At 45.1% G+C, this 25,055-nt stretch carries 23 protein-coding genes and 1 pseudogene; 19 read left to right on the plus strand and 5 right to left on the minus strand.

The window, feature by feature from the left end; all coding sequences use genetic code 11:
• On the minus strand, nt 1-281 hold a 281-nt coding region (locus tag AACQ83_RS01195; RefSeq protein ID WP_146748304.1), incomplete at its 3' end, for a helix-turn-helix domain-containing protein.
• Between the two features lie 542 nt (nt 282-823).
• On the opposite strand from AACQ83_RS01195, the gene bla reads away from it, so the two are divergent.
• The 3 genes and pseudogenes from bla to AACQ83_RS01210 all read left to right on the plus strand — a co-directional run.
• The gene (gene bla, locus AACQ83_RS01200; RefSeq protein ID WP_112875910.1) at nt 824-1,708 is read left to right on the plus strand and encodes a class A beta-lactamase; all 885 of its coding nucleotides are present in this window, start codon (nt 824-826) and stop codon (nt 1,706-1,708) included.
• Nucleotides 1,709-1,809: 101 nt separating this feature from the next.
• A complete protein-coding gene (locus AACQ83_RS01205) occupies nt 1,810-2,064 on the plus strand; it encodes a type II toxin-antitoxin system Phd/YefM family antitoxin (protein ID WP_112875911.1) in 255 nt (84 codons plus the stop codon).
• Nucleotides 2,065-2,104: 40 nt separating this feature from the next.
• Nucleotides 2,105-2,344, plus strand: a pseudogene (locus AACQ83_RS01210) (PIN domain-containing protein); the annotation flags it as partial.
• Between the two features lie 91 nt (nt 2,345-2,435).
• On the opposite strand, the gene AACQ83_RS01215 reads toward AACQ83_RS01210, so the two are convergent.
• Both AACQ83_RS01215 and AACQ83_RS01220 read right to left on the minus strand, forming a co-directional pair.
• On the minus strand, nt 2,436-2,726 hold the full coding sequence (locus tag AACQ83_RS01215; protein WP_112875912.1) for a type II toxin-antitoxin system RelE/ParE family toxin: 291 nt from the start codon (nt 2,724-2,726) through the stop codon (nt 2,436-2,438).
• Entirely contained in the window at nt 2,714-2,986 is a 273-nt protein-coding gene (locus AACQ83_RS01220; protein ID WP_074020760.1) for a CopG family ribbon-helix-helix protein, read from the minus strand. The genes AACQ83_RS01215 and AACQ83_RS01220 overlap by 13 nt, the downstream gene beginning before the upstream one ends.
• A gap of 723 nt (nt 2,987-3,709) precedes the next feature.
• Between AACQ83_RS01220 and AACQ83_RS01225 the strand changes: the two genes are divergently transcribed.
• Nucleotides 3,710-4,717 (plus strand): tail fiber protein, encoded by a 1,008-nt coding sequence (locus AACQ83_RS01225; protein WP_112875913.1) that lies wholly within the window; start codon nt 3,710-3,712, stop codon nt 4,715-4,717.
• A 162-nt stretch (nt 4,718-4,879) separates the two neighbouring features.
• On the opposite strand, the gene AACQ83_RS01230 is transcribed toward AACQ83_RS01225, so the two are convergent.
• Nucleotides 4,880-5,134, minus strand: coding sequence for an Arc family DNA-binding protein (locus tag AACQ83_RS01230; RefSeq protein WP_112875914.1), 255 nt, complete (start codon nt 5,132-5,134; stop codon nt 4,880-4,882).
• Nucleotides 5,127-5,555: a putative toxin-antitoxin system toxin component, PIN family gene (locus AACQ83_RS01235; RefSeq protein WP_112875915.1), complete on the minus strand. Its 429-nt coding sequence runs from the start codon at nt 5,553-5,555 to the stop codon at nt 5,127-5,129. The genes AACQ83_RS01230 and AACQ83_RS01235 overlap by 8 nt, the downstream gene beginning before the upstream one ends.
• A 754-nt stretch (nt 5,556-6,309) precedes the next feature.
• On the opposite strand from AACQ83_RS01235, the gene tssB reads away from it, so the two are divergent.
• The 15 genes from tssB to tssH are packed head-to-tail and all read left to right on the plus strand — an operon-like array spanning nt 6,310 to nt 25,017.
• Nucleotides 6,310-6,861 (plus strand): type VI secretion system contractile sheath small subunit, encoded by a 552-nt coding sequence (gene tssB, locus AACQ83_RS01240; RefSeq protein ID WP_112875916.1) that lies wholly within the window; start codon nt 6,310-6,312, stop codon nt 6,859-6,861.
• A gap of 7 nt (nt 6,862-6,868) precedes the next feature.
• On the plus strand, nt 6,869-8,350 hold the full coding sequence (gene tssC / locus AACQ83_RS01245) for a type VI secretion system contractile sheath large subunit (RefSeq protein WP_112876093.1): 1,482 nt from the start codon (nt 6,869-6,871) through the stop codon (nt 8,348-8,350).
• 56 nt (nt 8,351-8,406) lie between these two features.
• A complete protein-coding gene (locus AACQ83_RS01250; RefSeq protein WP_112875917.1) occupies nt 8,407-8,901 on the plus strand; it encodes an Hcp family type VI secretion system effector in 495 nt (164 codons plus the stop codon).
• Nucleotides 8,902-8,951: 50 nt separating this feature from the next.
• A complete protein-coding gene (tssE, locus tag AACQ83_RS01255) occupies nt 8,952-9,395 on the plus strand; it encodes a type VI secretion system baseplate subunit TssE (protein WP_112875918.1) in 444 nt (147 codons plus the stop codon).
• A 4-nt stretch (nt 9,396-9,399) separates the two neighbouring features.
• Nucleotides 9,400-11,211, plus strand: coding sequence for a type VI secretion system baseplate subunit TssF (gene tssF / locus AACQ83_RS01260; protein WP_112875919.1), 1,812 nt, complete (start codon nt 9,400-9,402; stop codon nt 11,209-11,211).
• Nucleotides 11,202-12,176: a type VI secretion system baseplate subunit TssG gene (gene tssG, locus AACQ83_RS01265; protein WP_112875920.1), complete on the plus strand. Its 975-nt coding sequence runs from the start codon at nt 11,202-11,204 to the stop codon at nt 12,174-12,176. The genes tssF and tssG overlap by 10 nt, the downstream gene beginning before the upstream one ends.
• Nucleotides 12,177-12,199: 23 nt before the next feature.
• Nucleotides 12,200-14,206, plus strand: coding sequence for a type VI secretion system Vgr family protein (locus tag AACQ83_RS01270; RefSeq protein WP_112875921.1), 2,007 nt, complete (start codon nt 12,200-12,202; stop codon nt 14,204-14,206).
• Nucleotides 14,207-14,240: 34 nt separating this feature from the next.
• Nucleotides 14,241-14,837, plus strand: coding sequence for a DUF6931 family protein (locus AACQ83_RS01275; RefSeq protein WP_112875922.1), 597 nt, complete (start codon nt 14,241-14,243; stop codon nt 14,835-14,837).
• A complete protein-coding gene (locus tag AACQ83_RS01280; protein WP_192880957.1) occupies nt 14,837-15,136 on the plus strand; it encodes a PAAR domain-containing protein in 300 nt (99 codons plus the stop codon). The genes AACQ83_RS01275 and AACQ83_RS01280 overlap by 1 nt, the downstream gene beginning before the upstream one ends.
• Before the next feature lie 13 nt (nt 15,137-15,149).
• Complete coding sequence (gene tssA, locus AACQ83_RS01285; RefSeq protein ID WP_112876094.1) at nt 15,150-16,253, plus strand: type VI secretion system protein TssA; 1,104 nt, start codon at nt 15,150-15,152, stop codon at nt 16,251-16,253.
• On the plus strand, nt 16,246-16,932 hold the full coding sequence (locus tag AACQ83_RS01290) for a type VI secretion lipoprotein TssJ (RefSeq protein WP_112875924.1): 687 nt from the start codon (nt 16,246-16,248) through the stop codon (nt 16,930-16,932). The genes tssA and AACQ83_RS01290 overlap by 8 nt, the downstream gene beginning before the upstream one ends.
• Nucleotides 16,933-16,935: 3 nt before the next feature.
• A complete protein-coding gene (gene tssK / locus AACQ83_RS01295) occupies nt 16,936-18,333 on the plus strand; it encodes a type VI secretion system baseplate subunit TssK (RefSeq protein ID WP_112875925.1) in 1,398 nt (465 codons plus the stop codon).
• Nucleotides 18,330-18,953, plus strand: a complete 624-nt coding sequence (locus tag AACQ83_RS01300) for a DotU family type IV/VI secretion system protein (protein WP_240000667.1) — start codon at nt 18,330-18,332, stop codon at nt 18,951-18,953. The genes tssK and AACQ83_RS01300 overlap by 4 nt, the downstream gene beginning before the upstream one ends.
• A 15-nt stretch (nt 18,954-18,968) precedes the next feature.
• On the plus strand, nt 18,969-22,463 hold the full coding sequence (locus AACQ83_RS01305; RefSeq protein WP_112875926.1) for a type VI secretion protein IcmF/TssM N-terminal domain-containing protein: 3,495 nt from the start codon (nt 18,969-18,971) through the stop codon (nt 22,461-22,463).
• Complete coding sequence (gene tssH, locus AACQ83_RS01310; RefSeq protein ID WP_112875927.1) at nt 22,456-25,017, plus strand: type VI secretion system ATPase TssH; 2,562 nt, start codon at nt 22,456-22,458, stop codon at nt 25,015-25,017. The genes AACQ83_RS01305 and tssH overlap by 8 nt, the downstream gene beginning before the upstream one ends.
• The last annotated feature ends 38 nt before the right edge of the window (nt 25,018-25,055 follow it).

Below are 25,055 nucleotides of genomic sequence, written 5' to 3' on the forward strand. Positions count from 1 at the left end.
ACCTGTTCAGGACTTAAGTCTTTCCAAATTAACCGTTTTATCCATTTTTTTACTTCCGGCGTTATTTTCACGGCTTTCTTAGCAAAATGACGACGAGCCAATACCTTCAAATGAGCCTGTTCAGGGCAGTATGTCTGGACTTCTTGATTTCTCTTCAATTCTCTGCTGATGGTCGATGGGCTTCGCTTAAGTGACTCAGCAATGAAAAGCTGTGAAAAACCCGCTTCTCTTAAACTGGAAATCTGGTATCTTTCTGTTTCGGTCAGTTGTGTATAGGCCATAGTGCATTTTCCTTTGGCGAGAAAGATGCCTACTATAGCAACTGACCGCCCTTCTGAAAAATTGCACTTATTAGTCGAATCTGCCAGATTATTATTTTAATAATTTAATTCATTAAATTACAATGATGAATTCGCATTTATATTTTTGATGCTTACTATTTAAAACGAGTTTTCTTTGATAAAATCTGAATTTTATATTCACACATCTCATTAAATAAAAATCGTTTAAAATCAATAAAATATCACCAAATAAATAGAATAAGAATACCGAAAAAATAATATAACCTATTCACATAAGGTTATTGCGTTCAATTTATCACACAGGATGTCAAATGAACCAAAAATAACTAAAACAATTTTATAACCTTTTGATTATAATTACTACCTTATTAAATAAAGGATTATTTAACATTATATTTAAAATTAAAAGCAGCGCTTATTATGATTAAAATCACCATAATAAAATTTTATTAAAATAGTGCGATATCCCTTTTTTCTCTCTATAATGCACTTTTTCTACCATCTATTTACGAGATACAAATATGAAACATTCTCCGTTTCGGCGTTCGTTGTTATTAGCCGGTATTACCATTCCATTGGTCAATTTTGCTTTTCCTGCCTGGGCTGGTGCCATTCCCTCATCCCTACATAAACAACTTGCCGAACTGGAAAACAGCATAAAAGGCCGCTTAGGCGTGGCGCTGATTAATACAGCGAACGGTCAGGAAATTCAGTACCGAGGGGATGAGCGTTTTCCTTTCTGTAGTACTTTCAAGCTGATACTTGTTGCAGCAGTATTGCACAAAAGCATGTCCCAATCAGAATTGTTAGCAAAACATATTCATTATCGTGAGTCCGACTTACTCTCTTATGCTCCCATTGCGCGCAAAAATATACACCAAGGTATGAGCGTCACACAATTATGTGCAGCAACAGTGCAATACAGCGACAACACCGCAGCAAACCTATTGATTAAAGAATTGGGTGGATTAGAGGCTGTGAATCGCTTTGTCCAAGGTATTGGTGATCCTGCATTTCGACTCGATCGCTGTGAACCCGATTTGAACAGTGCCATTCCCGGTGACCTCAGAGATACCACAACACCTGCCGCAATGGCGGCCAGCGTGAAGAAAATCGTGCTTGGAGAGGTGCTTGCAGCTCCACAACGTGAACAATTAATCGCCTGGCTTAAAGGAAATACCACCGGAGATGCCAGTATTCGCGCTGGTGTTCCAGCTGGTTGGGTAGTGGGTGATAAAACCGGTATGGGTGATTATGGCACCACTAATGATGTCGCGGTACTTTGGTCGCCAAAGGGGGTACCTGTAGTTCTGGCAGTTTACTTTACCCAACCTCAGCAAGATGCCGAATCACGCCGTGATGTACTTGCTTCGGCTACGCGGTTGGTGATGGCACATTTGACTTAATTTCTCTTGAAATGCTAAGAGGGTGAATGGCTAAAATTTGTACCCCTTAGCGTTATGTAGTAATGTGCCTACATAAATTAGCTGTCATATCGAGGTGTACCATGTCAATCACAACCTTATCAAGTCGGGAGCTTAATCAGGATGTCAGCAGGGCAAAGAAAGCGGCTAAAAACGGCCCTGTGTTCATCACAGATCGTGGCAAACCGGCTCATGTCCTGCTAACCATTGAGGAATATCAACGAATCACCAAGCAGCGTAGAAACATCGCTGATGCTTTAGCAATGCCCGGTGTTGAAGATATTGAATTCAATCCACCACGTGTCGCTATCAATAGCCGCCCAGCCAATTTCTCATGATGTTTGTTCTTGATACCAATGTTGTCTCCGAACCATAATCCAAGGCACATTATTGCGCTCATGGTTCAACCACCATGTAGTACCGGAATTTACTGGTCGGATCTTGCCGGTAGATACGGCTGTGGCACAGCGGTGTGCCCGGTTGCATGTTCCAGATCCACGCTCAGAGCGTGATGCCCTTATCGCCGCCGCCGCGCTGGTTCATGGTATGACTGTCGTCACACGAAATGTAATTGATTTTGAATTGACCGGTGTGCCAATACTAAATCCCTGGGTTTAAGGATGGTGAAATATTTAAATATGCATGCTGGGTAATGGGTGATAAAACCGGTAATGGTGATTATTTCTCATTAGCCGTCATTTGTCTGATTTTAATATCCGGCCTCTTTTTGATGTCGTACAGCAAAAATTGTTGCTGTTTCACCCTCAATCCGGTACAGGGCGACATAGCCACTACTTCCAAAATCAATAAGCCATTCTCGAAATGCCGGATCCATATCGTCAGCAGGGCGCCCTGCTTCAGGCTGACGTGCCAGCATTTTCACGCCAGCACGTATTGTTTTAATGGCTCGACGAGCAGTGTCTTTGTCTTTTTTAGCAAGAAAACCATAGAGCCGCTGTATATCAGCGAGAGCAGGCGGAGACCAAATCAAACGTGGCATTCAGGTAACTCCGCATCTTCTCCTGCTTCGAGCTTAGCTAACCAGTCGTCCGCTTCTTCAAGTGTCAGGTGTAGTCCATTCTCCTGATACGCTTCCCAGGCACGCAATGCATCCTGTTTGAAAGATTCACGTTTTTCTTCACGCTCTACATAGTCACGTATAGCTTCACGCATTATCCAATGAGCTGAACGATGCCGCACTTTTGCCAAATACTGGATCCGGCTTTTCAAGTTATCATCAAGTTTTACTGAGGTTGCCATTTTCTTCCACCTAAATATTAGAAGGTAATACCTTTTAATACTATATCATGAAATCTCCGCTTTACTACCAAGTAAAGAAAACCTTCGTTCTTCACTTGCTTGGTATGTTAGCTGAATTTGAACGTAATCTAACAAGGGAAAGGACTTAAAGTCGCAGGAGCTAGAGGGAGAAAAGGAGGAAGGCCAAAGGCGCTGTATATCACCGCCACCGCGCTGGTTCATAGTATATACCCGTTATCTTTCAAGTTGTTGGCTGCACTCACTCACCCCAGTCACATAGTTCGCTATGCTCCCGGGGATTCGCTCCCTTGCCGTCGCGATCCATCTTGAAATCCATAGGGTATATATTAACTAGAAAATAAACATGGATATTGATGTATTTATTGAAAATAAAATCAAAACATAATAATATTTATTCTAATCATTGTCATCTATTTTTATCCTGTTTTTATTTACATTATTTTATTCGGATAGAAAAATTTTCATATTTTAACTTTATTGTTTTATAGGTTTTATTTTCAGAGAAATAGACAGGTAATAATTCACGAAAATTAATCAGCTTACTCCCCATTTATATAAAAATAATTAACCATGTAAGTTATAAAAACAGTCCATTATTATTTTTTTGAACTAGACTATGATTGGCACCAATAGATAGAGTTACCTATACGATAATTTAATATATTGATTACATAAGAAAACAATTTAATTAAAGAGGGGTATATGAGCCAAAAAAATGATTTTAAAGCTTTTTCCATTAGTAATAATGCTAATGTAGTGAGTCAAGAAAAATATGAAGAAAATCAGAGTTTGCAGGTAGGATTCCCACCAGAAAATATCTCTACACATGTATTAAATAAGGCGTTACGCCAATCATCAACAATAGCTTCTGTGGTAGCTAATTTTATCGCGACACAATCTGGCGATGATGTTTTGGATGATGGTGATCTAGCTAAACTCACTGCCCAATTAAACCAAGCGTTAAAACAGAAAGTTACAACAGAAATTCCCAGTGCCTCATTGACACAAAAAGGCGTTGTTCAACTGACCAATGAAATTGGCAATAATGACACATTAGCAGTGACACAAAAGCTAGTTCAGGAAATTATCAATTCATTGCGTGAAAATATTGATAGCAAAGTATCCAATAGCCGGAAAATAAATGGTAAAGCATTGACTGAGGATATTAATCTGAATGCAAGTGATGTAGGGGCTTATACTCGAACAGATGTATACACTCGCTCAGAAGTATATACACGAGCAGAAGTAGATAAACTGATTAAAACAGCCAGTGAAATTCCTGTTGGTGCTCCTATTCCTTGGCCGTTAACGCATCCACCTATCGGCTATTTCACTTGTAATGGCTCCGCTTTTAATAAATTACAGTACCCGAAGTTAGCAGAAGCTTATCCTGATGGCAGATTGCCTGATTTAAGAGGCGAATTCATTCGTGGTTGGGATGATGGGCGTGGTGTGGATGCTAAGCGTATAATTTTAACATCTCAAGAGGATGCCATTCAAAAAATTACGGGAACATTTACAACTATCAGAGCTGTTGTTATTAACACCGCAGGAGCATTTTCACTTGGGGATAGTACACATAGAGGTAATACACTTGAAGGGCTCGACTATGGAAGGGTGGTCAATTTCGATTCATCCCTTGTCGCACGCGCAGCAACAGAAACCCGCCCTCGAAATATCGCCTTTAACTACATCGTAAAGGCGGAATAATGATGACCTAAAAATATAAAAGCTCATCAGGTAAGATGGGCTTGCTTATTTTCCAACCATGCTCGAAATTTGGATTGAGCATCATCGCCATATTTGGAAAACCCCAGATGGACAAGAATACGGTTCCGATGCTCTGAAAAAGTAGCTTTCCAGTTCGGTATGTTATTGATGAACAAATTCATCATCAGAACGAGGCACTTCTCCACCTGTCCGGACCAAGATATCCCTGAATGCTTTCATATCAGCAGCTTTGGCACGGTCTGAAAAAAATCGCTCAGTTTCCAGAGCAGAAATTTTTTCCGCAACCGCGATAGCAATAAACTGGTTAACGCTGGTATGATCGCGCTTTGCCACTCTGGTGACTTCCTCTCTCAGGGATTTCGGTAATCGCAGTGGATAGGTTGATGTTTCACTCATTTCTCACTCTCCTAATAGCAATGGCTGGTGTCAGAACCTCAATATTGAACGTTCTAGGTACAGTACCATAGTCGCGTAAATTAAAGGTCACAATGGCATTAGCTCTGCCATTAACCGCTGCTTCCAATACCATTTCATCATTGGGATCACGGAGCATTGGTCGCCATAAATAATGCGTTTTGACCGGCTCAATCAATGCTGCAAGCCCACCAACGAAAACATGAGCCTGCTTCTGAGTTAGGCCCGCCGCAATCCAATGTATAGGCATAGTACACTTTGCCTCATACTCAAAAAATAGCGAGACACTGGCCAGTGACACAATCTTGTTATCTAAGGCTGCCCCTAACAGAGCAGCAGATGCACCACTTGGGCTACGCATGGCAGCTACGATGACATCAGTATCTAAAACGAATCTATTCATACTCTGAAATATATGTCACATCACATACGATGTCAAACTTTCAAAAAGCATAAGTAAAAAAACCTCGTTTTATTAACCATCTCATGCAATCCCTAAAAATCAATGAGTTTGATTAAAGTTAATGGTTAATATAAGTCGGATCGATATTTCATTAGCACCAAACATTAACTGACCTAAAAAGACACAAGAATAATAGCGTTAAGACTTTACCATCATTAAATATTAATAAAGCGCTGTTTTTCAGTCAGTGCTTTGATTCAATAAAAACTCGTAAAGTATTTTGTTTTTCTTCTAAAGCTCATCCAATCCAAATTAAATTCTAATTCCATCTATATTTCTATTTTTCTGATTCGTCAGATTCTGATTATTAAAAACGGCGATATAAAAAATAAGACAAGTATGAAAATGCATTTTGACCATAATGCACTTTATCGATTTTTCACCATAAATACAATTGGTTATAAAATAACATAAATTTTCAGGTATTATATTTCACTCTAAGACTATTGCATTAAATTAATATCCATGAGAATTTATTCCCCGCCGAAATACGGTGGGTTTTGAATATCATTAAATGCATCACAGCATATTTACTTGCTATAAATAGTGTTAATTGATCTCTTCATCTATTCCTCATCTTATTCGGTTATTTACTGTCTATCTCATAATGCTTACTGAAATAGACCATTAATCAGGTTTGGTGCGGTTTAACGTAAGTTTGCACTTCCTGTCATATATAAAGGTAAAAGGTGCCATGAATACTCAACGTAAGCTTGATAAAGTCAGACCGCCCCGAGTTCAGATTACTTATGATGTTGAATTAGGTGACGCGGTCGAGAAAAAAGAATTGCCTTTGGTTATTGGCGTTATTGGGCAATTTGCTGAGCAATCTATTCCCATGCGTGAACGTCGTTTCATGCATGTTGATAAAGATAATTTTAATGCAGTGATGGAAGGTTTATCACCTTCATTGGAATTACAGGTTGAAAGCGCGCTGCCGGGTCAGAGCGGATTTATTAATGTCGATTTGCAATTTAAATCAATGGCTGACTTTAACCCTGAGAATTTAGCGAAACAGATAGAACCGCTTCATCATTTGTTAGAGGTACGCAGCAAACTCAGTGATCTGAAAGGCCGTGCATTGAGCAATGAAAAATTGCGAGACCGTCTGACGGAAATTCTGGCTGAACATGTGGATAAATTACCGCCGGTAAATGAAGAAGCGGAAACCGCCGCCACAGAGAATACAGCAGATGACGTCACCCCGGAAAATAGCAATATCCCGGAAAATAACAATGCACAGTGAGGGCAGTATGGAACAGAGCGTTGTTGAACAACAAGAATTGAAAACGACAGAGACAAGTGGTGATTTTCTTGATCAGATTATTGATAACACGCAGGCCATTCGTCGGGAAGCCGATCGTGATCGGGTAAAAAGCCAGCTCGACCAGTTTCTGGCCGAAGTCACCTCCGGTTCACTGGTGGTTTCCGGCGATTTGGTAAATAGCATTGAGGAACGTATCGCAGCGATTGATGCGCTGATGTCCGCTCAACTGAGTCTGGTATTACATCACCCGCAATTTCAGCGTCTGGAATCTTCCTGGGTAGGGCTTAAAGGATTACTTGACCAAAGCGAAACGGATAATACTCAAATCCGCATGCTGAACGCGACGAAAACTGATTTGATTAAAGATTTTAAATCGGCATCGGATTTCGATCAGTCAATGCTGTTTAAAAATGTGTATGAATATGAATACGGTACCTTTGGTGGTGAACCTTATTCAGCGTTTGTCGGTGATTTTGACTTTGATAACAGCCCGGAAGATCTTTACTTACTGGAACAGATTTCTCATGTGGCAGCAGCAGCCCATGCGCCGTTTATCAGTTCAGTCAATGCGGGCATGTTGGGGCTGAATGATTTTGGTGAACTACCACGTCCGCGTGATTTATCCAAACTGCTTGAAACATCCGACTATCTGCGCTGGAAACGCTTCCGGGAATCTGATGACTCCCGTTATGTCGGCCTGACGTTGCCGCGAGTGATTGGCCGTTTGCCTTACGGTGCAAAAACCATCCCGGTTGAACAGTTCTGTTTCGAAGAGCAGGTAAGGGAAGGAGATAGCAGCAGTTATCTGTGGATTAATGCCGCTTATGCACTAGCCGGGCGTATGGTGGCCGCATTTGAGCAGTATGGTTGGTGTGCGGCGATCCGTGGTGTAGAAGGCGGAGGATTGGTCGAGGCATTGCCAGCGTATCATTATACCTCTGTGTCCGGTGAAAATGTGCTGCAATGCCCGACTGAGGTGGCTATCTCTGATCGCCGTGAAAAAGAGTTAGCAGAATTAGGGTTCATTCCTCTGGTTTATTATAAAGGTACTGACTATGCCGCATTTTTCTCGGTACAGTCACCGAATAAACCAAGGAAATATAATTCTGACCTGGCAAATGCTAACGCGAAATTATCAACCCAATTGCAATACATTATGACAACTTCTCGTTTTGCCCATTATCTGAAAATGATTGTACGTGACAAAGTGGGCAGTTTTATGTCCCGCGGCGAATGTCAATCTTATCTGCAAAACTGGATCAACCAATATATTGTTGGCTCTGATACCGTCGGCGCAGAAATTAAAGCGAGTCACCCATTACGGGAAGCAAGAGTTGATGTCGTTGAAGTCCCCGGCTCACCGGGAACATATCGGGCTGTGGCTTATTTAAGGCCGCATTTCCAATTAGAAGGATTAAGTATGTCTTTACGGTTGGTGGCTGATTTACCACCGTCATCGGCTGCCTGATTTTTCTATTTATTAATATTTATCCTATTTATTACAACTAACTGGAGTAGTTAATTATGAGTTCTTCAATTTTTTTACAAATTGATAGTATTGACGGTGAGAGTACCGACAGCAAACATAAAAAGTGGATTGAGCTGGAACATGTCAATTTTGGTGCATTTAACCATGCACGTATTGCAGACAGTGGTAAACGTAAAATTACCGTTGGCGCAGCGGATTTCCGCACCATTGATTGTGTGAAGGTGATGGATTCCAGCTCGATTAAATTACTGTCTGCCGTGGCGCAAGGTACCGCGATTAAGAAAGTGAAATTGGAAATCTGTACGATTTTCAAAGGGGAAATGCACCCTTACGCGGAAGTGGAAATGGACGAATGTGTCATCTCCGATGTTCATGAAACGTGTTCACGTGGTGGTGAATTCCCACAAGAACAGATTTCTATCACCTATTCCAAAATTAAATGGACATTTACGCCACTCAAAGAAGATGGCACTAAAGGAGATAAGGTGGGGCCGGAAGGTTGGGATCTTATCGAGAATAAAAAACAGTAACAATTACCATTTACTGCCGGTTGAAGGCCGGCAGTTTCTACCGGAAATATATGATGATTCAGCCTTCATTTCTCCATCGTCTGAAAGATGATTATCCACAAGATGAAAAACGGGGTGTCACACTGGTTTGGTCACGTCAGGAAGTTATACAAAGCCTAATCGCCGATTTGAGTATGCTATTTTCATCAAGACCGATTTCTGAAATTTTCCCTTTATTTGGTGAGTTATCGAAATCCGTTTTAAATTATGGCGTTTCTGATGTCATTAATGTGGATATTTCGGATGATGAGCGTATTGATGCACTGAGCAATAATATTTACCAAGCTATTTCCCGATTCGAGCCTCGTTTGCAAGATGTCGTTATTACATTACAGAAAAATACGCCGGAGAATATTACCTTCTGGGTGAAGGGAATTTTCTTCAACGAACAAGTGGTGTTTTCTATCTCATGGAACAGTACCGCATATACCTACTCAATTTCATGGGATAAATAACAAGATGATGTTATTACCACAAAAAATACTGACTTATTATAACCGGGAATTGGGTTATTTAAGGCAATATGGCGCTGCTTTCTCTCAGCGTTTTCCTAAAATTGCTAAACGTCTTGGGTTCGCAGAAGGTGTTTCAGAAGATCCGCATGTAGAACGCCTGGTGGAATCTTTTGCATTCCTGACGGCAAAAATCCATCAGCGGATTGATGAAGATATGCCGGAACTTAGCAACACCATGTTGGAGGTATTAGCGCCACAGTTTCTACGTCAGGTACCGTCGGTATCGTTGGTGCAGTTTCAACAGGACCCATTAGCATCCGGTGTGACTGGGATGATGACGGTAGCGCGGCATACCCCGTTGATTTCTCAACCGGTAGGCGATGTGACCTGTCGTTTCCGCACGGTATATCCGCTGGAGATGTTGCCATTGGATTTAACGCATGCAGAACTGATACCAGACCCTTACGATCGGGACTTTATCTTAACGCTAAGTTTTACCCTGTGGCCGGGCGCCAGCTTTCAGGCGCAACATATCCGGTTGTATTTACATGGCGCACCAGTGCTGACCCATAGTTTGTATGAATTGTTGTCAGCGCAAGTTAAGCAACTGGAATGTCGGTTAGGCGAGCGTACATTCAACCTGAATAACCGGGGTGTTCAGGTAGTGGGCTTTGATCCGCAAGATAACTTATGTGCCGATGATTTATTAATAAACCCGATTCATCACTTATTTCGTGATTATTTCAGTTTCCCAGAAAAGTTTTTATTCCTGGATATTCCGTTACCGGATGCCGGTTTGATCACCCGTTCATCAGGCAAGCTGCAATACCGTTTCCAGCTTAAGGATTGTGTTGCATTGCGCCGTATTGAACGTATGAGTGATAAAGTCAGCAATGAAACCTTCCGGCTAAATTGCGTGCCGATAATTAATCTGTTTTCTCATCAGGCGGAACCCATTATTCCGCTGGAAACAGAGCATGAATATCTGGTTCAACCGGATGCTCGTCGCCCACAAAGTATGGAAGTCTATACCATCGATCAGGTCGAGATTGTCAGCCGTCAACAGGAACAATTAAGTTCCAAACCAGTGCCGTCGTTATTTGGTATTGAACATACACAGTCTGACGAACAGCTCCCATTATTTTGGCAGGCCACGTCACGTCCCTCACTCAGACATAACGATCTGGGAATGAATATGTTCATCGGTTTTTCTGATAGCAGTGGTGAACATCTGAAACCCGAAACCGATGTGGTGAGCCTGAGTTTGACCTGCACTAACCGCGATATACCGCGACAGTTGAGTAACGGTCATCCTGATGGCGATTTCGAATCAGAAAGCGCGCTGCCGGGGGTAAAAATTCTGGGATTGATCCGTCCCCGATTGCCGGTGCGTCCACAACCCAATAGTGCATTGAACTGGCGATTGGTATCGCAACTCAATTTAAACCAAATGTTACTGAGTGGTCCACAGGGTGTTCAGCACTTAAAAGAGGCGCTAGAACTCTACAACTTGCTTGGCGATCCAGCCATATCGCGGTTGATTGCACAACTACAGCAGATTGCTATTGCGCCGGTGAGCGCACGCCTAAATCCCGCCGATCCCCATTCTCTGGCGCGTGGGCTGGAAGTGACATTGACATTTCAGGCGCAAGCAGGCGAGTTTGTTGATTTTTATCTGTTTTGCAGCCTGCTAGAGCGTTTTATTGCCATGTATGCGCCGATTAACAGCTTCACGCAGACCGTAACACAGTTAGAGACGCTTAATAACAGCACTCACCGTTGGCCACGTCGCAGTGGGAGAGTGACATGGCTTTAGAAAATAAGATGCGTTTAGCTGGCGGCCGTTTTTATCAAAATGTACGTCGTTTGCTTAAACGTTGTCGCCAACGTGAAGACGCGATAATCATCCCTGATGATGTGGTGCAATTCAGCTCTGCACTGACATTAGATGCGCCGGAAAGGGAAGTCGAGTCGCTATTACCACCGCAAGAGGGGGATGAGCAGTATCGCATGGCGGTACATCACTTTGGTCTATTAGGAACCCTTGGCGCATTACCGTTGCGTTATACCGAGTGGCTGATTGATAGGCGTTACCGCTATGGCGACGAATCGGCTCAGGCATTTATTGATATTTTTACTCACCGCCTGCTTAGCCTGCGTTTTCAGGCATGGCAGAAATATCGGTTATATATCAATGCCGAATTGCAAAACCATGCAGAGTTACAAACCCATCGGGCTTTACCGGCTGTCATTCCGGCAGTTGCCGGCCAATTGATGGAGAACAAAATAGAGCGCTCTCATCCCGCTTGTGTCGGATTGCTGGCAACACCGGTCCGTTCAATGGTGAATTTGCAACATTTGTTGCAGCGGGAATTTGGTATGGCGGTCAACATCCAGCCCTTTAAAGGGCGCTGGCAATATGTTGAACAGGCGCACTGTTGCTGTTTAGGTCGCAGTTTGCTAGGCGATAACCCGATGTTGGGTCGCGCTTATTGGGATATTCAATCAGGATTTCATATTGAGTTAGGGCCGTTTGCCGCTCGGCAGCGAGCCGCCTTTATGCCGGGAAATGAACAATATCGCAAACTGACACAATGGGTATGGCAATTTGCCGGGCCGTTGCTCTCCTTTTCACTGGAATTGTTGGTACAGCATAGTGGGCAAGACAATATATTAAATGGCAGCCGTCAACTGGGGTGGGATGGTTGTTTGGGCAATACTGGCGAGAGCAATATTCAGCATATCTATCTGGCTGAATGTACAGGCCCCTACGCGGATTAAACAAGAATACAGGTAATAAAAAAATGCTGTTAGGGCAAAAGAATCGTTTTTTACAGGTTATCGGTAGCCTGTCAGACATTGTGGCACTGAGCAAAATAGAGGGTGAAGAGCACCTGTCGCGGCCTTATTCATTTTCTGCTCAGCTCTATTCCAACGCGGACTGGGATAAGCTGGAGTCTCATATCGGTAAGCCATTGGCATTTCGTCTCGGTGAAGCACCGAATCACCGCATTGTGCATGGCATATTGACTGAATTGCAGCAACAAGGTTTCAGCGACGGCCAGTTTTGTTATCAGGCACGTATTGAACCCTGGCTGAAAATGCTGACATTAACGCATAATTTACGTGTCTATCAGCGCATCAGCGTGCCGGATATGGTATGTGATATCTTCCGTAAACGTGGGTTTAACGACGTTGAACTGGCGCTAAAAAGCCGTTATCCGAAGCTTGAATATTGTATGCAATACAAGGAATCAGATTTTGACTTTGTGACACGCCAACTGGAACAAGCTGGAATTTTCTATTTCTTTCGCCATGAAGAGGGGCGTCATGTGCTGGTATTGGCAGATCATCCTTCTGCGTTTATTAACGCGCCTTTAGCGGTATTGCCATATCAATCGAAAGTGGGTGATCAGCAGGGCTATGGGCTACGCGCCTGGCATATTCATCGCACACTGATTCCAGGTACGGCGGAAATGAATGGCTATAACGTTAAAAGTGCCGCGGCAATCAGTGCCAGTGCCAAAGCGAACAGCGGCTATTCTACCAATCCAAAGCTTTCTATCTATGATGATCGACGTCAGGAGGAGCGTAATCAACTGGAAGTACAGGCAACGCTGTGCATGGAACAATGGGAATCACAGTCCTATTACGCACGTGCCGTTAACAGTTATCCCGGTTTGCAAGTAGGGCATCAGTTTACCCTGAAAGGGCACGCCAGTGCCGATGGCCGTTATGCCGTGGGCCACCAGCGATTAAAAGCGGAAAACAACCTGGAGGGAGGCGAATTATTGTTTTCGTCTCAAGTGACCTTATTCCCGGCGAATAAAGCATTTCGCCCGCGTCCTTCTGTTACGCGGCCCTACATTTCCGGCGTATTGTCCGCGCTAGTAGTGGGGCCGACGTCAGAGGAGATCCATACTGATACACAGGGACGCATCAAAATCCAGTTTCACTGGGATAAAGAACATAAAAAAAATGATGACAGTTCTTGTTGGATACGCGTCAGTCAGTTCTGGAATGGCGCAAAGTTTGGTGCGCAATTTGTGCCACGTGTGGGCAGTGAAGTATTGGTGAGTTTTATTGATGGCGACCCAGATAGCCCGCTGGTGACCGGAACGGTTTATAACGGAGTGAAGATGCCACCATTCGCGCTACCGGGGCAGAAAACCCAAAGCGGGATTACGACGCGCAGTAGTGCAAAAGGCACAGTGGAGCAAGGACATCAGTTCTGTTTTGAAGATAAGAAAGGTGAAGAGTTTATTTTGCTTCACTCACAAAAAGATATGCGCCTGAAAGTGAAAAATGATTTTTCGGCGCAGATCGATCGCAACGTGTTATGGGAAATCCAAGAAAAGCGCGATACCCAAATTAAAAAGGGCAATGACACGTTAATTTTGAGCGAAGGCAACGCCTTAACTGAGGTGAAAAAAGGTGACAAAAAACAAACACTGGATCGTGGCAATTTTACCACCACCGTCAGTGCAGGCAGTTATGAGCTTGAGGTATCCAGAGGTAACGCCAAAATCAATGTAGGTCAACAATGCACAATTACGGCAAATCAGGGCATTGAACTGAAAGTCGGTGCCAGCACATTATCGATTACCCCGGCCGGGATCACCATCAAAGCGCCATCTGTTACCGTAGAAGGATCAGGAAAACTGGCGTTGAAGAGCGGTGGCATGGCGGAACTAGCAGGAACCACGGTAAAAGTAGAAGGTAGTGCAATGGCACAATTAAAAGGCGGCATTGTTCAGGTGGATGCGACCGGCATTGCTATGGTGAAAGGCACTCTGACCAAGATTGGTTAATAGCAGGATCAACGAATAATAAGAGTTTGCAATCATGGTTAAATTACGACACTGCCAGCTTTCGCCACAGGCGGAATTGGCACTACAACAACACGCGGCACATGAACAGAATCTATCGGCGCTCAATAAAGAAATATTGTGGCAAGACGCAGTGTGCTACACCATTTTTATGTTGCCTTACACTCAGGCTCTGGAACTGGCACTGACATTTATCTCCTGCGTTTACGAACGTGATCTGATGCAAGGACAACGGGCGTTATTGCAACAAGTGCGACGCTGGCGGGTTGATGGCGGTGATCCGTTGCGTCATGAACTGTTCGAACAGGCGCAAACAGTCGGGTTCGATAATCCAATTTCATGTCTGGTGCTTTCCGTTTTTTGGAGTGAAGGCAGCATGACCACCCCGGGTTTGGAAGCGGTCTATCCACAACCGTGGCAGTCACTGGCGGCATTAGCCGATACGTTGTGCCTGATATTGCATATTTATGGCGAACAACCGGAACGACAAATGCAGTACGTTGAGCAATTTTTTCAACTGGCACATGGTCAACTAAGGCAATTACCACCGTCACAAGATCAGGGACGCAAAAACTATCTGTACTATGAAGCCACATTATCAGGAGAGCAATGATGCCAATGCCAGCCGCTCGTGTGGGTGATATGCATATTTGTCCAATGGTCTCGCCTGCGGTACCGCCGGTGCCACATGTAGGCGGACCGATTATGCCGCCAGGTGTACCGACAGTGCTGATTGGTGGATTACCCGCAGCGACAATAGGCTCAATGCTGGTGTGCGTCGGGCCGCCAGATACAGTTGTCATGGGCAGCCCAACGGTATTGATTGGCGGACGGCCTGCGGCCAGACTCGGCGATCTGTGTGCACATGGCGGCACAATTACCACGGGCTACCCGTTGGTGATTATTGCTTAAAATGGAAGCCACTGTGAACCTAGCCCAAACAGATATCGCGCGTTTTTTACAACCCATTGCTGCTGACAAACCAGCGGGGTGCGATATCGAATACGAACCTATTTTTGAACAGATAAACGCAGCACGCGAAACTGACGACGATTTTCTCCAAGACGACGCATGGGGTTATGAAACTCGTCAGGCTGATTGGATGCGAGTTTCAACGTTGTGCCAAGAGGTGCTGGAAAAACAGAGTAAAGACTTGCAAATAGCCTGCTGGTTAACCCAAGCACAAGGGGAACTGTATGGTCTGGCAGGGATTAGCGGTGGTATCACATTACTTGCCCATCTACTGGAAACTTTTTGGCCGGTACTTTACCCGCCGCTGGATGATACAGAGACAAACAGTGCAGATGCTCGTCTTGGCCGGTTAAGCTGGTTGGATAAGCAATTGGTGAAACAACTAGACAATCTGACACTGACCGATGATGGCAAATTGAGCTTAAGCGTCTGGCAACAAGTGCAATATTTTGAACAACGCGTTGCCGTTAATAGCGAATTACGCAGTGCTTTGATCAGTGATGGCTATTTCGGTATCGCTGAGTGCGACGGTAGTATTCGCGCTACGCCAGTCGAACAATTTAACCAACTACTAGTGCAGGCTGAACAGGTTAGTCAGGCATTAGCAGAACTGCAAAAAATCATGGTGGAACTATTGCCTGATACCGGTAACAGCATGAGTGCCAGTACGCAGCGATTGCAAGATCTGGTGGCCTTAATCGAACGATTTCGTGAAATGGCGGCACCGGGATCAAGCCAAGAATCCAGCAATCGCAATGAAGCAATAGCGTCAGGGGAAGATGCGCCAAACGGCATGAATACGACTTTTTTAACAGAAGATCGGGCGCACCATGAAATGCGCACTATCGCTATAGGACAAATGATCAATATCGCCAATTACTTTCGTCAAAATGAACCTACCAGTCCGGTGCCCTATTTAATTGAACGTGCAGCGCGTTGGGCAAATATGGGCATGGCCGAATGGCTGGAAGAAATGATGTCAGAAAATACCTCCGCGCTACAAGAAATTATGCGCGTGATGAAAGGACCAGAAATAAATAGAGAGCAAAATGAATAACATAAATTTTTATAGCGTCATTAAACGCCGTTTTTTAATATTGACAGTAATTCTCGTAATAAGTGGTTGCAGTCATTCTATCTCCAACGATGAAAAACGCTTACAGGCAATTGAACAAGCCAAACCAGTTTATGCCAGCAATGCCATTCGTTTAAAAATAACTGCGGTTCCGCAACTGAATGTTTTTAATAATATGTCGAACAGTTGCACAATATTAATTGCTCAAGCAGAGAAACGTGAGCAATTAGATAAATTACTGGCTAATCCGGTGTTATTACGCAATTTATTTGCCGGCACCGGTGCAACAGAGCAAATATTACAGTTGGATAATTACGTGATGATGCCGGGGCAATCGGTATCTTTACACATCGATAGAGCGGAACAGGCGCGTTATATCGCATTAATTGCCGGTTACTACCCGATGCCAGATAGTACTCATACACGAGTATTATCACTGCCGCTGCGCCTTGAGCAACACGGTTGGTGGAATAGCGCCTGGAGCGCTGAATTTGTTCCCATGCGCATTAATCTGACGCTAGGACGTTACGCCATTACCCGCAGTGATTTCTCCGCAGGCAACACCGGAGATGAGGTGGTTTTCCCCGGACAACCCGGACAAATAGATTTCCCCGGGCAAACGACAGAATCCAGCAGTAACGAAAGTGTGTTAAGGAAGTAACCCATGTTTGAACATAAACCGATATATTGGTATTCAGGATTATATTTACAACCACAGCACTTTCAAACCCATGAATTGCAACATGAATACTGGCAAGGACGTTATCAGTTACTGACACAGCCTTATGCTTTTGGTGTGGTGAAACTCGCATTCAATCTGGCCGCACTAAGTGATGAAATACTGAGTGTTCATCACGCCGCGTTTATTTTTCCCGATGGTTGTTACGTGGATTGTGATGTCAATGGCGTACTTAGTGCCCGATCATTGCGGGATTGCTGGCCGGTACGTGACAAACCGCAGCGCATCTATGTTGGCCTGCGTATGTTCAGCCACAATCAGAGTAACGTCACCGGCATCACGGATGCCAACGGTGTCGGTAATATCACCAGCCGTTGGGTAACATGGCCGCAAGAACAGCGTATGCGGGATGCTTTTGGCGAGGGGCCGGAAGCAGAAGTGCAACAACTGACCTATAACTTACGTTTTTTCCTACACGATGAGATTGCTCAGGCAACAGGTTATACATTATTACCGGTTGGCCAACTGCATTGCACCAGTGATGGTATTGCGCTGGATAATCGCTATCTACCGCCATGTTTGACGCTCTATGCTGTGCCACCACTGGGCCAGCGCATTGATCAACTGTGTCAGGAGTTAACCGGGCGCGTCCATCAATTGGAAGAGTTGAAACGCCCGCAAACACTGGAAGGGGAAATTTATACCCAAGAAAAAAGCACATTATTGCTGACATTACGAACTCTGGCACGCTATGTCGTACAGTTGCACCATTTTCAGGAAGCGAAAGATGTTCATCCCTTACAGATTTTTGGGCTATTGCGCCAACTGATCAGCGAGCTTTCCTGTTTTACCGATCGTTGCTCCTTTTTAGGTCAATGGAACGGGCAGGAAGAAGTACTGGAGAAATATCAACATCTGGATCTGGCGCTAACTCTTGATAGTTGTGAACGGACAATTGCCGATTTGCTTAATGCACTGGTGCTGGAACCCAATACCGTGATCCCTCTGCAACAGGAAAGCCGTGGTTATTATCATGCAACATTCAATACAACGGGGAGCAACGAACAGCAACGGCTCTATTTGGTGCTGCGTTCTGACAGCTTTACCCATCGCGAGCGTGAAATTCCTGATGATCGCTTAATTAAACTGGCGGCGGCAGAACAGATCGACAACATTATTAACCGCGCTTTGCCCGGTGTACGTCTGTACTACCAGGAAATAGCGCCACATGGTTTACCTAACCGAGCAAATACCTGCTATTTCCGGGTAGAAAACCGCGGTGCATTGTGGCGGCAGGTAGAAGAGAGCAAACGTGTGGCAGTGCACTGGGCAGATGCGCCAGACGATTTACAAACAGAAATCGTTATAGTGAGAGCATCATGATGCAGTTATTGGATTGTTATATTCCAGTATTCACTTGCGTATTGCGCATGATCCAGCAGCAGGTGAATCAAGCGGAAACACTGCGGCAAACCGTATTAGCTGAATTGACACAAGCGCAGAATAGGGCGCGTTTGCAGGGTTATGGGGCGCAAGATATCGAAGAAGCAAATTTCGCCGTGGTGGTTTGGGCAGACGAAGCCATTCTGTGCGCAGGTCAGAAAGAATTGAGTGTTTGGCGCCAATCATCATTGCAGGCTGAGCTTTATGATGCCGAACTGGGCGGAAATACGTTTTTTGATCGTCTTGCTGCATTAGTACCGGATAATTATCCGGTTCGATTGGTCTATGTTTTTTGCCTGCTTGCCGGATTTTATGGTCGTTATGGCAAACGCGATAATTTGGAATTACACAATATTATCCAGCAAGAATTAGATAATCTTCCTGATACGTTGCGTGGTTATCTCTCTTTAGAAAATCACCGATTAATGAATAGATACGATAATAAGTTGAAAAATAAGCGTTCCAATAATAAATGGCGCAGAAAATTAATATTATTCATATCATCTATTATATTAATTTATATTTTCATCACTGTCTATTTATTAAGTATTGGCCGATAAACTCGGAAATTAAACATGAAAAAATTACTTTATGCCATTGGCTGGCTTAGCGTGATGGTTATCCTTTTATTACTCAGTTTAACTATTGCGGTGGCATTCTCATGGCCGACAATAGGTGGCTTGTTATTATTTATTTGCCTACTCCTGCTGTTATTATTGCTGCGTGGGGCAATTACATTCATGCCGCAAATAATGAATAAACTGCTCTGGATAAATAAATTCTGGCGGAAAGGAAATAACCGTCTGGAATATTTACTCTATCAGCACTGGTGGCAGGGAGGATATTTACAAAGTTGGCGTCGATTCCGTTCATTATTACACCGTAACGGCCCTGTTCCACCGTGGTTTCTGGTGGTAGGCGAACGGGGCAATGGTAAACAGAAGTTGTTAACACGCTGCAATGTGGCGCCCATGACGGGGAAAAATCTACCGTCTCTGACAGAAAACACCTTTACCTGTCGCTGGTGGTTCTTCCGCCGGGCAATGTACATGGTCGTTTCCGGCCGTTATACCGAAGGTCAATCCCTGTACCGGCAAGCCTGGTTGTGTCTAATAAGCTGGATCGCCCAGGTCCGAAAACCTGCTGGCGTACTCGTTTGCTTGTCAGTGGAACAGTTGCTCAACAGCGACAATCGAGCGCTCTATATCGCTGCACGTCAGGTACGTGCGCAGTTGGAACCATTACAGATACGTCTGGAACGCCGTTTGCCAATCTGGTTGATCCTTACTCATAGTGAAACATTGCCGGGGTTTGACCATTGGTGCGCCCAACTGTCAGTAGAACAACGTACTGAATTGCTTGGCGATTTTATCGAGCATCATACAGTGGGTAATGTTACCAACGTGCTGGATAAGAGTATGAGCACCATTGTCAACACGTTGAAAATGATGCGCTTTAAGTTGCTCAATCAACAACGGCAGCAACCCAATGCGGAAATCTTAGCGTTACCAGAAACGGTAGCTCAACTGCAACCTGCACTGGATTGTTACTTGAATGCACTGTTTGACCGAGACCATTATCTGGAGCATGGTCTGTTGCGTGGCATGTTTTTTACTGCCGAGCATCAAACCGCTGGCGTTTTCAGCCACCGTTTGCTGGGAGAATCTCTGCCTGATCAAGTTAAACGTAATAATAGCGTACTGCTGACCGGCTGGCGGACATTAACCAAACGCGTATTGGTTAGCCTATTGATTTTGATGCTGGTGTGTGGCGCAGGCAACGCATTGATGACGACCTGGCGTGGTGTTAAGCAACTTGAAAATATCCATGAAGTAGACCCCCTTGAACGGAGTTACTTGCGCTATCAACAAGTTGAGTATTGGTCACAGGAAACTCTGTCACCTCTGCTTTTTTATCCAGTCAGCCATACGCTGGAACAACGGATGGCGCGGCAGTACCAACAACAAGCACCTGTTGACGCATTCAACCCGGAATCGGTAGCGACACACTTGCTAGCACGCTTCCGTAACGCGGGAGCACCACAAAAACAACAGTTGGCTTTACACTGGGCACGCTTTATTAACACTGAACAGGCAATGGTGCATGGCGCTACGCTGGAAACGTTACAGCATATGCCTGCTTATTCAGCCTCACTATTAAGTGGTGGAAATGATCCTTTATCAGCAGAACAACGCGTCGCACTCCGTCTGGCGCAATATCGTCAAGGCAACGCACAGCAAGAATTTGATCAGTGGCGAAATGTCTTGCAGACACTACTGCAAGATAACAATAACTGGCAATGGCTGTTAGCTGACGAACAACCGGCAGGAACACGTTCGCTGACACTGGCTGATTTCTGGCCGCTCGCCAACGATGATACGGCCACAATTAACGCACGTATCCGTGGTGTTTATACCCAAACCGGCGAGCAAGATATTCAGGCAACTTTGGGGGAACTAGCACAAGCTCTTAACAACTCGGAATTTTTTGCTCCTTTACAGCGCTCATTCTATCAACAGTATCAAAATCAGCGCCAATCAGAGTGGTTAGCATTTGCTCAGGCTATGCCTCAAGGAGAAACATTAGTACGAGGCAAGAAAAACTGGCAAGCGTTGGTATTAGCAGCAGGTCAATATGGCAGTCCCTATATCGCCTTTCTGACCCAGTTAGAACATGATTTATCCACGGTAGAAAAGGCGGATCAGCAGTCCTGGTTGCAGGCACAGCAGCGCTTATGGCAACTGCATGGTTATGTGCAAAAAAGTAGTGTGATGCAACGAGTTTCGCTAGGTAACCTCTCTTTACGCCAGCGCATCATGTCATGGCTTGGTATTTCACCGCAGATCTCGGTACGACTGGATGACACTGCGCTGACGCGCTATCGCGCCTACCGGCAAGCAGTGCAGTTAAATAGCCAACGCGAGTTGCTTAGTGATATGGAAACCGAGGTATTGGTTAAAAATGCGCTAAGTAATGAGAAAGGAGAGTTGAATGATAACGGTTTACGCGCATTGTTTAACCGTTTCACCTTGTGGCGCCATGAAACCGAAAGCAAGCAAGACGCAGGAGTAAATGAAACCTTATGGCGGCTCTATCAGGGCGATGCTCATCTGGTACTACGTTACGCCTTCTTAAGTGCCGCCAGCCGCTTGCAAACCCAGTGGGAAAGCAAAGTGATTTGGCCGATGGAAAAATTGAGCAGACAAGAACTGTTTGATGGTCGGGAATTGAACGCGCGTTTGTATGAATACAGTAACGCATTTGTACGGGATACCGCAGAGTATGCTCTGGATATTCGTCCCGAAGGGATTAAGCGTCAGGAAATGGAAGATGTGCTCTTTCCGTTTAGCGATGATTTCATTTTCTATATTAATAACCTTATTCAACCGAATGACCTACTTTCAGCGACATCGGATATTCGCCGTCGCCTGCAAGAGAAACTCGCCTTACTGGAAAGCGGGCAACAACTGGCGACGGCACAACAGGAACCGGAACAAGAACAGAAACCATCGGCGGAAGTGACGATTGTCAGTCAACCGGCGACTGCTAACCAAGGGGCAAAGGTATTGCCAATAGGAAGTTCAGTGACGTTGAGTTGTGATGATGGCGTACAGCAGCTTAAAAGTATGAATTTCAATGACAGCATGACGCTGCATTGGAGCCCAGGAACATGCGGTAAAGTCCAAATTGATGTCTATTTTCCTCGCTTTACATTAAGCAAAAGTTACGTTGGCCCCGATGGTTTGCTGCAATTTATGCACGTTTTTTCCCGCGGTGAACTGACACTGGCAGCACAAGCGTTCCAACAGCGACGCGATGAATTAAGCGCTCTGGGTATCAATAACATCACTGTGCGCTATCAAGTCAGCGGAAGCAAAGCTGTTTCAACACTGTATCAGCAATGGCAGCAACATCAGCAACAACAAACGGCGTTGTTGGAACAACGCAACCGACTGGATAGCCAGTTGTTAAATTTAAGTGAACCAACATTGGCAAAAGGGACCCTTTCTACTTTGCCATCACAGATCACCACCCATTGGAACGAATTAAGGAAACCTAAAAGTGAGTAATTATCTTAAACAGATCGTGAGTAAATTAACGATAGAAGCGCGTCAGTGCCTTGATGAGGCCGCTAATCTGGCAGTACGGCGCACCCATCATGAAGTGGAAATTGAACACCTGCTATTGGCTTTGTTTGAAAAACAGCTTCCGACGATGGAACAAGTGTGTCGCCACGGCGGGATTGATGCCATGACGTTGCTGAATGCCTGCCAGAGATCACTGACACTATTGCGCAGTGGTAATCATCGCTCGCCAGTACTGGCGACCAGCCTAACTGAATGGATGGAACAGACTTGGATGTACGCCAGTACTCATTGGGGCGCATCACAGATTACCGCTCAGGCGTTGATTGTGGCACTGATCATGAATCCGTCACTGCACCATTCGCTGACCTCAGAACTACAACAAGCGTTACAGGGTAACACTGATGGGATAGAACAATGGTTGCGTACACAAGCACATCCGAAACCGCAACAAACTACAACGCCTGTCGGAGATAATACTCAATCTGCGCTGGCACAATACACGCATCACCTGACACAGGCAGCACGTGATAACAAACTCGATCCGGTTTTAGGGCGTGAGCGGGAGATTCGCCAGTTGATTGACGTGCTGTTACGCCGTCGCCAAAACAACCCGTTGTTAACCGGTGAAGCGGGTGTCGGCAAAACCGCGCTGATCGAGGGGCTTGCTCAGCGGATTGTTGATGGCCGTGTACCGAAAGTTTTGGCACAGGCTGAACTATTTACGCTGGATATGGGGTTGCTACAAGCGAGTGCTAGCGTAAAAGGTGAGTTTGAAAGCCGTCTGCAAAAATTATTGGATGAAGTGAAAGGATATCCTACACCCGTGATTCTGTTTATCGATGAAGCGCATACGCTGATTGGCGCAGGCGGCCAAGCCGGGCAAAATGATGCAGCTAATCTGTTGAAGCCCGCGCTGTCACGGGGTGAGTTACGGGCGATTGCGGCAACTACCTGGTCTGAATATAAGAAGTACTTTGAAAAAGACGCAGCGTTAGCACGTCGTTTCCAGTTGATCAAAGTCGAAGAACCTTCGCTAGAACTGGCAATCGCCATGTTGCGCGCCATGACACCTGCAATGGAAAAACATCATGGCGTCAAAGTACTTGCAGAGGCGGTCACGGCAGCCGTTACGTTAGCCAACCGTTATATCACTGGACGTCAGTTGCCGGATAAATCGGTTAGCCTGTTAGATAGCGCCTGTGCCCGCGTTGCCGTTTCACAGACTGACGAACCAGCGCCGATTGAAGATCTGCGTGCCATGCTGACAAACATTGCTAGCGAACAGGAAGCATTGTTACGTGAAGGCGGCCATGAAACTCAGCTACAGAAATTGGCGCAGCGTCAGGCTGAATTGCAGGCATCACTAGAAGCAATTTTGCCGGAATATCATGCTCAACGTCAGTTGGTTAATGACATCCTCGCCTGTAAAGAACACGACGCGCGGCTACCTGTGTTACGTGCAGAACTGCATCAGCGCCATCATCAGCAGGCTTATGTCTTTGATTGTGTTGATGCCGCCTGTGTAGCGGACATTGTTTCCGGTTGGACAGGGATACCCCTTGGTCGAATGGTCGAAAATGAGCGTGATGTGTTGCGTCAGTTAGAAACCCGCCTCGGCCAACGGGTTATCGGGCAAGATCATGCGCTCAGCCAGATAACCCGTCAAATTCGGATTGCTAAAGCACAACTGGCCGATCCGGTCAAACCTACCGGAGTATTTATGCTCGCAGGCCCCTCCGGTGTAGGGAAAACCGAGACCGCCTTAGCGCTAGCTCATGAGTTGTATGGCGGTGAGCATCATCTGATCACGATTAACATGTCGGAATATCAGGAAGCCCATTCGGTTTCTGGCCTGAAAGGTTCTCCTCCAGGCTACGTCGGTTATGGACAAGGGGGTGTATTGACCGAAGCGGTTCGGCGTCAACCTTACAGCGTGGTGCTACTTGATGAAGTGGAGAAAGCTCACCCCGATGTACTGGAGCTGTTCTTTCAAGTGTTCGATAAAGGCATGATGGAAGATGCCGAAGGACAACAGATTAACTTTCGCAATACGTTGATTATACTGACCACGAATGCGGCATCAGATTTGGTAATGCGGGCCGCAATGCACGGAGTAAAAGAGCAGGGGGAAAACCGCACGGCCACCCTGGAAGATATTCAGGAGATTATCCGGCCAGAGCTGCAACGCATATTTACGCCAGCATTTTTAGGCCGTTTGCAGGTTATTCCTTATCTGCCGGTACATGGCGAAGTTCTGCACGCCATTGTCCGCCATAAGCTGAATAAAATTGTCACACGCTATCGTCAATCAACCCAATGTGAATTGCACTATAGCGACACGCTGGTGGATTTTATCGCTGAAGGGTGTCGAATCGCGGAAAGTGGGGCACGTGAAATTGACAACCTGTTAACACAGTTTGTCCTGCCGTTGTTATCAGATCAATTGCTATTAGGTGATGTGCCAGTCAATCAGGATGTCTGGATAGATGTTATAGACGGCCAAATACAGTTACGATCAGACCAAAAGAAATTATAACTATATAATATTATCAACTAAGGGTAGTAAACGCTTAT

The organism is Photorhabdus sp. S10-54, assembly GCF_963878145.1.
GTDB lineage: Bacteria > Pseudomonadota > Gammaproteobacteria > Enterobacterales > Enterobacteriaceae > Photorhabdus > Photorhabdus kayaii.

Coding starts and splice junctions, on each gene's coding strand:
- bla (WP_112875910.1), top strand. CDS start 824: ATGAAACATTCTCCGTTTCGGCGTTCGTTGTTATTAGCCGGTATTACC.
- AACQ83_RS01205 (WP_112875911.1), top strand. CDS start 1,810: ATGTCAATCACAACCTTATCAAGTCGGGAGCTTAATCAGGATGTCAGC.
- AACQ83_RS01215 (WP_112875912.1), bottom strand. CDS start 2,726: ATGCCACGTTTGATTTGGTCTCCGCCTGCTCTCGCTGATATACAGCGG.
- AACQ83_RS01220 (WP_074020760.1), bottom strand. CDS start 2,986: ATGGCAACCTCAGTAAAACTTGATGATAACTTGAAAAGCCGGATCCAG.
- AACQ83_RS01225 (WP_112875913.1), top strand. CDS start 3,710: ATGAGCCAAAAAAATGATTTTAAAGCTTTTTCCATTAGTAATAATGCT.
- AACQ83_RS01230 (WP_112875914.1), bottom strand. CDS start 5,134: ATGAGTGAAACATCAACCTATCCACTGCGATTACCGAAATCCCTGAGA.
- AACQ83_RS01235 (WP_112875915.1), bottom strand. CDS start 5,555: ATGAATAGATTCGTTTTAGATACTGATGTCATCGTAGCTGCCATGCGT.
- tssB (WP_112875916.1), top strand. CDS start 6,310: ATGAATACTCAACGTAAGCTTGATAAAGTCAGACCGCCCCGAGTTCAG.
- tssC (WP_112876093.1), top strand. CDS start 6,869: ATGGAACAGAGCGTTGTTGAACAACAAGAATTGAAAACGACAGAGACA.
- AACQ83_RS01250 (WP_112875917.1), top strand. CDS start 8,407: ATGAGTTCTTCAATTTTTTTACAAATTGATAGTATTGACGGTGAGAGT.
- tssE (WP_112875918.1), top strand. CDS start 8,952: ATGATGATTCAGCCTTCATTTCTCCATCGTCTGAAAGATGATTATCCA.
- tssF (WP_112875919.1), top strand. CDS start 9,400: ATGATGTTATTACCACAAAAAATACTGACTTATTATAACCGGGAATTG.
- tssG (WP_112875920.1), top strand. CDS start 11,202: ATGGCTTTAGAAAATAAGATGCGTTTAGCTGGCGGCCGTTTTTATCAA.
- AACQ83_RS01270 (WP_112875921.1), top strand. CDS start 12,200: ATGCTGTTAGGGCAAAAGAATCGTTTTTTACAGGTTATCGGTAGCCTG.
- AACQ83_RS01275 (WP_112875922.1), top strand. CDS start 14,241: ATGGTTAAATTACGACACTGCCAGCTTTCGCCACAGGCGGAATTGGCA.
- AACQ83_RS01280 (WP_192880957.1), top strand. CDS start 14,837: ATGCCAATGCCAGCCGCTCGTGTGGGTGATATGCATATTTGTCCAATG.
- AACQ83_RS01290 (WP_112875924.1), top strand. CDS start 16,246: ATGAATAACATAAATTTTTATAGCGTCATTAAACGCCGTTTTTTAATA.
- tssK (WP_112875925.1), top strand. CDS start 16,936: ATGTTTGAACATAAACCGATATATTGGTATTCAGGATTATATTTACAA.
- AACQ83_RS01300 (WP_240000667.1), top strand. CDS start 18,330: ATGATGCAGTTATTGGATTGTTATATTCCAGTATTCACTTGCGTATTG.
- AACQ83_RS01305 (WP_112875926.1), top strand. CDS start 18,969: ATGAAAAAATTACTTTATGCCATTGGCTGGCTTAGCGTGATGGTTATC.